The organism is Mesorhizobium sp. M7A.F.Ca.AU.001.01.1.1, from assembly GCF_004022735.1.
Classification (GTDB): Bacteria; Pseudomonadota; Alphaproteobacteria; order Rhizobiales; family Rhizobiaceae; genus Mesorhizobium; species Mesorhizobium ciceri.
Genome location: NZ_RZPF01000354.1, coordinates 1 through 6500, shown reverse-complemented (window position 1 = coordinate 6500; position 6500 = coordinate 1). Strand labels below are relative to the sequence as shown.

At 63.1% G+C, this 6500-nt stretch carries 7 protein-coding genes; 1 reads left to right on the top strand and 6 read right to left on the bottom strand.

What is annotated here, in order from left to right; all coding sequences use genetic code 11:
* The 5 genes from EN884_RS20870 to EN884_RS20850 form a co-directional block, all read right to left on the bottom strand.
* The coding region (locus EN884_RS20870) for a sugar ABC transporter ATP-binding protein (RefSeq protein ID WP_164895081.1) at positions 1–1537 on the bottom strand (1537 nt) is incomplete at its 3' end.
* A gap of 79 nt (positions 1538–1616) precedes the next feature.
* Positions 1617–2744: a sugar ABC transporter substrate-binding protein gene (locus tag EN884_RS20865; protein ID WP_013530863.1), complete on the bottom strand. Its 1128-nt coding sequence runs from the start codon at positions 2742–2744 to the stop codon at positions 1617–1619.
* 302 nt (positions 2745–3046) lie between these two features.
* Positions 3047–4075, bottom strand: coding sequence for a LacI family DNA-binding transcriptional regulator (locus EN884_RS20860; RefSeq protein ID WP_024501536.1), 1029 nt, complete (start codon positions 4073–4075; stop codon positions 3047–3049).
* Positions 4076–4174: 99 nt separating this feature from the next.
* Entirely contained in the window at positions 4175–4504 is a 330-nt protein-coding gene (locus EN884_RS20855) for a hypothetical protein (protein WP_063168517.1), read from the bottom strand.
* A gap of 21 nt (positions 4505–4525) precedes the next feature.
* Positions 4526–5755 (bottom strand): MFS transporter, encoded by a 1230-nt coding sequence (locus EN884_RS20850; protein WP_013530861.1) that lies wholly within the window; start codon positions 5753–5755, stop codon positions 4526–4528.
* A 170-nt stretch (positions 5756–5925) separates the two neighbouring features.
* On the opposite strand from EN884_RS20850, the gene EN884_RS20845 reads away from it, so the two are divergent.
* On the top strand, positions 5926–6216 hold the full coding sequence (locus EN884_RS20845; protein ID WP_024501537.1) for a DUF3175 domain-containing protein: 291 nt from the start codon (positions 5926–5928) through the stop codon (positions 6214–6216).
* A gap of 14 nt (positions 6217–6230) precedes the next feature.
* Here EN884_RS20845 and EN884_RS20840 read toward each other — a convergent pair.
* Positions 6231–6500 (bottom strand): FCD domain-containing protein (locus tag EN884_RS20840; protein ID WP_164895080.1); only part of this gene is annotated, 270 nt, incomplete at its 5' end.

Sequence of the window (6500 nt, the reverse complement as noted above, 5' to 3'; positions counted from 1 at the left end):
CTCCCAGGCCCACCCGGCTCTCCTCGCCATGGATGTTGAGCGCGCTTGATATCAGCGCCCGCTCGGTGATCTCGGCGCCGACCAGCTCGCGCTTGACCGCCCCGTCATAGAGCACAAGCACACGGTCGCAGCAGCCGATCAGCTCGTCATAGTCGGTCGAGTAGAACAGGATCGCAGCACCCGCGTCGGCCAGTTTGCGCATCAGCTGGTACAGCTCCTGCTTGGTGCCGACGTCGATGCCGCGCGTCGGATCGTTGAGCAGGATGATGCGCGGCTGGCGCATCAGCCATTTGGCGATGACCACCTTCTGCTGGTTGCCGCCCGAAAGCGCGCCGACCGGAATGTCGAGGCCCGCCGTCTTGATCGCCAAAAGACCGACCATGTCGTCGATCAGCCGCTGCTCGGCGGCACGGTCGATGATGCCGGCTTTCGACAACCGGTCGAGCGCGGCGAAGGACAGGTTCTCGCGCACCGTCATCGGCAGCATCAGCCCTTCGGTCTTGCGGTCCTCGGGAATGAGCGCCATGCCGATGCCGTCGTCGCGCGCAACGGATGGACTGGTGATCGACACAGGCTTGCCGTCGATCAGGATCTGGCCGCTGAGGCCGCGCAGCACGCCGAAGAAGGAGAGCAGCAATTCGCGCTGGCCCTGGCCGTCGAGGCCGCCAAGGCCGACCACCTCACCTGCCCTGACGGTCAGCGAGATGTCGTGCAGCCGGTCGGCCCATGAGAGCTTGCGGGCCTCGAGCCTGGGGGCCGCGGCGGCAGGCACGGCCGTCGGCTTGGGCGGAAAGATATGGCTGTATTCGCGGCCGATCATCAGTTCGACCACCTCATTGTCACTCTTCGAGCCGGCTGGATAGCTGGCGACATTGCGGCCGTTGCGGAACACCGTGCACTGGTCCGCCAGTTCGGCGATCTCGTTCATGCGGTGCGAGATGTAAAGCAGCGCCAGCCCTTCCGCGCGCAGCCGCTTCAGCACCGCGAAGATCTTCGAGACATCCGCGGCAGTCAGCGCGGAGGTCGCCTCGTCGAGGATGAGGATGCGCGGCTTGCGTGCCAATGCCTTGGCGATCTCGACCATCTGCCGGCGCGACAATGGCAGGTCCTTGACCAGCGCCAGCGGGTGGATGTCGGCGGCGCCGGCACGAGCAAGTGCTTCTTCGGCGATGCGGCGTTGCGCCTTGCGGTCGATCATGCCGAAGCGTTTGGGCGGGTCGGAAATGACTATGTTGTCGGCAACGCTTAGCTCGGGGACCAGCGACAGTTCCTGGAAGATGCAGACGATGCCGGCCTTATTGGCGGCACCCGGAGAGGCGAAGGTCGCCTCGCGCCCATCCAGAGTCATGCGCCCCTCATCGGGCGCCACGACACCTGCCATGACCTTGATCAGCGTCGATTTGCCGGCGCCGTTTTCACCGAGAATGGCGTGAATGCTGCCGGCTTCGACAACAAGCTCGGCCTTCTCCAGCGCGCGTACACCGCCATAGCGCTTGGATATGCCTTCCATACGAAAGAGCGGAGCCGCACCGTCCATCGGCCCTCCCAGGGCGATTGTGGAATTGAGACAAACGCCGCGGCTCAAGCCGCGGCGCCAGGTGACAGCCAGCGATGATTTACTGGTTTTCCTTGGTCTGACCCATGATTTCCTGGGCGCTGAAATTGATGCCGCAGGTCGGGAAGGAATTGCCGACGAAGAAATTGTCGGATTCCTTGGGGAAGTAATCCGTGCCTTCCTTCATGTTCGGGTCTTCGGCGATCGCCAGCGGCAGCTTCACCTCTTGTGGCACGACTTCGCCTTCGAGTGCGGCGATCGCGGTCTTGATGGCGACGGCGACCTGAGCCGGGCCCGAGCCCGCGGACGAGCACTTCAGCCCGTCGGCTGAATGCGCGGCGCAGAACTTGCGGAAGCCGTTCTCGGTCTCGCCGCCAAACGGCACGAACGGATGCTTGGCGTCGATCATCGCCTGCACGATGCCCGTGTCGCCGCCCTGCCCGGTGATGCCGTCGAACGGACCGTTGGTGGCGATCGCATCCGCGGTCACCTTCTGTGCCACGCCGTCATCCCATTTGCCGGCGACTTCGGTCACGTCCCACTTCTTGCCGGACGCATCGAACACCTCGTGGATGCCGTTGTGACGATCGGTGTCGACGGAGGTGCCGGCGACGCCGCGCACTTCCAGGATCTTGCCGCCGTTCGGTATCTTGCCGACCAGCCACTTGGCCCACAATTCGCCAAGACCCTTCTGATCGACATTGACGTTGATGGCGTCCTTGGTATCGAGAATGTTGTCGAAGGCGACCAGCACGATGCCCGCTTCCTTGGCACGCTTGATGACCGGACCGAAGGCCGTCGGGTTCTGGGCGTCGGTGACGATGGCGTCATAGCCGGAATCGATGAAATTGTTGATCGCCGAGATCTGTGCCGGCACGTCCTCGCCCGTCGAGACGACCTTGAATTCCTTGATCTTGGCTTTGACTTCAGGTTGCGCGGCGTAGGCCTTGGCCGTCTGCACCATCTGGATGCGCCAGGTGTTGGCGATATAGCCATTGGCGAAGGCGATGCGGAACGGCCCTTCCTTCTTGGGATATTTGAAGAATTTGGTCTCTGCGCTCCACGGCGCGAAACAGTCCGCCTGAGCGGCGGGACCCGACACGATTTCGGGTCCGGCGGCCATGGCGGCCGAATTGAGCATGACGAATGCAGTGGCGGCAACGACGCCACCAACGAGTGACTTGATCATCGATAATCCTCCCGATTGCAGTTCTGATTGTTCGTTTCGCAATGCGAATTTTTCGCGCGATGGACCGGCACCTCCCGCCTTGCCATGCGCTTCCTCGGCCGCCCGTGATGGCCGACCCGGTACCTCCCTTGTCGCCGCCAGCGGGGCGAAAACTATCATATTATCCATAATAAACAAGTATTAGTTGTCGCTTATGTATAATAAACAGGTGCGACCTATCGTTCATGCAACTGCCTGTAGGAGATGGTAGCGCTACCAAATCGGCGTGTAAACCGGCATTCGCACAGTCGCTTCTGTGCGTTTCAACGCGCCGTGCTCTCGCGGCGCTTGAGCTCGAAACCGAGATCTACGATCCGTTGCTCCGGTCTTTTGCCGGCGATCGCAGCAAGCGCCATGGCGACGGCACGCCGGCCGATCTCATAACGATGGGTGCGGATGCTGGTGACCGAAGGAAACGCCACCTGCATCATGTCGAGATCGTTGAAACCGACGATGCCGATCGTCTTCGGCACCGCGATCGAGGCGCGATGGCATTCGAACAAGACGCCGAGCGCGATGTCGTCATTGTTGCAGAACACCCCGTCGAGTGTCGGCACCTTGGCCAGCGCGTCGCGGAACATCTCGCGGCCGAGCGACACGCTGGACAGCACCGGCGTGGTGGTGACGAGGCGCGGGTCGAACAGGCCCGCGGCCTCCATCGCCGCGCGATAGCCGGCAAGGCGCCGCTGCGAACGCGGATCCATGCGCGCGCCGATGAAGCCGATGCGGCGATAGCCGGCCTCGATCAGATGCTCGGTCGCCGCCCTCCCGCCATCGAGATGCGAGAAGCCGACCATCATGTCGACCGGATCGGGACCGGTTTCCATCACCTGCACCACAGGGCAGCCGGCACTTTCCAGCAGCTTTCGCGAAGCCGGCGTCTGATCGATGCCGGCGACGATCAGCGCCGCTGGCCGTTGCGAACCGAACAGCTGCAGCAGCCGCTCTTCCTCGAGGCCGGAATAGTGGGTGTTGCCAAGCTGGATGCGGAACGGGCTGGCCGACAGGCTGTCATAGATGCCGCGCACCACCTCGGCGAAGACGTTGTTGGTAAGCGACGGCACCAGCACGCCGAACACCTCGGCGCGCGCCGAGGCCAGCGCCCGGGCATTCGGGTCCGGCACGTAGCCCAGTTCGTCGACAGCGGCCTGGATCTGGCGGCGCAACTCTTCGGAGACACGCTCCGGCTCACGCAGGGCGCGCGACACGGTGATGGCGCCGACACCGGCCTTGCGCGCGACATCCGCGATGGTCGGGCGGCCGCCGCCCCGGCGCGTGCGCGGCTTGGTCAAAATCGAGTCCTCGCAAGATACAGATCGGAAGCCATCGCGCCCGCAGCCGTCATATGTTGGTCAAAGTGGGATATTTATCCGCGCGCTTCCTTCTCGACGCTAGGTCAATGTCCGCTCCCCAAAGAGAAAAATCAGCAGAGAAAGAAGACCAAACGAGACTAAAAATCCGGCCCATGCTCCAAACAGGAGCTTGCGAAGCGATCGGAATTCGTCAGCAACAAGAAATCTGTTGAAACGGCTATTCCTGCGGCCGGCTCGCTCGCTCCAACCAAGTGATCTTTCCTCAGTAGTGTCTACAAGCGCCCCGGTTCTGCCGAGCACCAGGATAATCGAATAGAAAATTGCGGCGGCGCCTGCGAGGCATCCCGCGGCGCAGGCCCACACCGCTATTGTTAGAAGAATGGGCTTACCGTGAAGATCGAGATGCATTTTGTGCGCCCGGAATAAGGCTTAAGCTGCAACCGTCAATGATCGCCGCGACCGCCACAATAACAGAACGATCGCCAGTATATTCAAAATATTCCAGGCAATGCCGTTCAGGAACGCAGCCGCATAAGAGCCGGTCAAATCGTAGATCCAGCCCGACATCCAGCCGCCGATCGCCATGCCGAAGATGGTCGCCATCATGACGATGCCGATACGCTGGCCGGCCTCTCTGGCCGGCATATAATCGCGCACGATGATCGCGTAGCAAGGCACGATGCCGCCCTGCGACAAGCCGAACACCAGTGACACCACATAGAGCGAGGCAAGCCCGTCGAACGGGATGTAGAACAGCAGCGACAGGCACTGCAGGACCGAGCCGATCATCAATGTCCACACGGCGCCGATACGGTCGGCGAGGAAGCCGGACGCCAGCCGGCTGACGACGCCGCCCGCCATCATGATCGACAGCATGTCGGCGCCATGTGCGACGCCGTAGCCAAGGTCCATGCAATAGGCGACGATATGCACTTGCGGCATCGACATCGCCACGCAGCAGCCGAGCCCGGCGACGACCAGCAGCACCTGCAAGGCCGCCGGCGACAGCGAGATCGGCTGCACCGACCGGCTTCCGGGCGAACCCGCGACGGCCGCCGCCGGGGCACCGCGCCGCAGCATCAGCACCAGCGGCACCATTGTCACCAGGCAGAAGATGCCGATTGCCGCATAGGTGAAGCGCCAGCCCTCCGCCTTCATCAGCGTCGGCATGATGGTCGGCCACAACGCCCCGGCAAGGTAATTGCCGGCCGCCGCCGCCGTGACCGCAACACCGCGACGGCGGTTGAACCAGTGCGAGATATCGGCGATCAGCGGCCCGAAGATCACCGACGTGCCGATACCGATCAGCACCCCCTGGGCAAGCGTGAATTGCAGGATCGAGGTCGACAGCGCCGCGAGCAGCAGGCCCGCGGAAAGCGCAATCGAAGAGATCAGCGCCGGGATCCAGTAACCCATCCGGTCGATGGCGCGGCCGACCAGCACGTTGCCGGCGGCGAAACCGACCATGGTCGCCGTGTAAGGCATGGACGCCGCGGCGCGGTCGACGCCGAACTCGGCCTGCACGGCGGGCAGCACGACGACGACAGCCCACATGCCCACGGCGCCGATCGTCGCCAGCAGCATCGAGATGGCAAGCCGCATCCAGGCATAGGAGCTGTCGATGCCGGGGCCGGGCTGGAGGCTGTCGGTTCGGGTCAAGGCGTTTCCTGTCGGCGGTCTCGGAGATCGGCTGCCGTTTGCGCCACTATCGGCGCATTCTCAGGCCGCAGCAGCGCCACAGCGGGCAAATCCGTGGCTCCAGAGCCAGGGCGGAACCGATACCGATGTGCGGAGTTTCCCGGCAACCCACCCCGCAAAGGAGTCCTGCGATGACCGCCACCAGGAAAAAATGGTCGGCCGAGGTGACCGAGCACAGCAACGCAATGGATCTTGAGGATCACGTCTTCGAATCCGACGACGCCAGGAAGATCGCCGCCTCGCTGAAACGATCCGCCGAACACAGCCACAGGCGCAAGGCCGAGCCTTTCCAATCCGCCATGTCGATGCTGAATTTTTACATCAACCGCGCCGGCAAGAACTTGCCTGCCGCGCGCAAAAAAGTGCTTGAGGACGCCAAGGACGAACTGCGCAGCGCCTTCGGACGGGACAAGGATGATTAGCGGCCGGTCCGGCCTTACCGGGCGCGGATGACGCCGTCTGTGTTGGCGAGCAATTTGCGCACAGCATTGCGCGCCGCGTCGGGGCGCTGCAGGCGGATGTTCTTCTCGATCGCCTCGTGCAGCTTCTGCGCGTGGTTGAGATCGTCGATCTCCCGTGTCGTATAGGCAAAGAGATGATCGAAGGCGGATTCGATCAGTACGCCGAGCGGCACCAGCAGGTCGTTGCCCGAAGCCCGCAGGATGGCGAGATGGAAGCGCGTGTCGGCGCGGGTCCGCTCCTGCAG

Excerpts from the sequence above, each read along its gene's own strand:
- EN884_RS20865 (WP_013530863.1), bottom strand. The coding sequence starts at position 2,744 with ATGATCAAGTCACTCGTTGGTGGCGTCGTTGCCGCCACTGCATTCGTC.
- EN884_RS20845 (WP_024501537.1), top strand. The coding sequence starts at position 5,926 with ATGACCGCCACCAGGAAAAAATGGTCGGCCGAGGTGACCGAGCACAGC.
- EN884_RS20855 (WP_063168517.1), bottom strand. The coding sequence starts at position 4,504 with ATGCATCTCGATCTTCACGGTAAGCCCATTCTTCTAACAATAGCGGTG.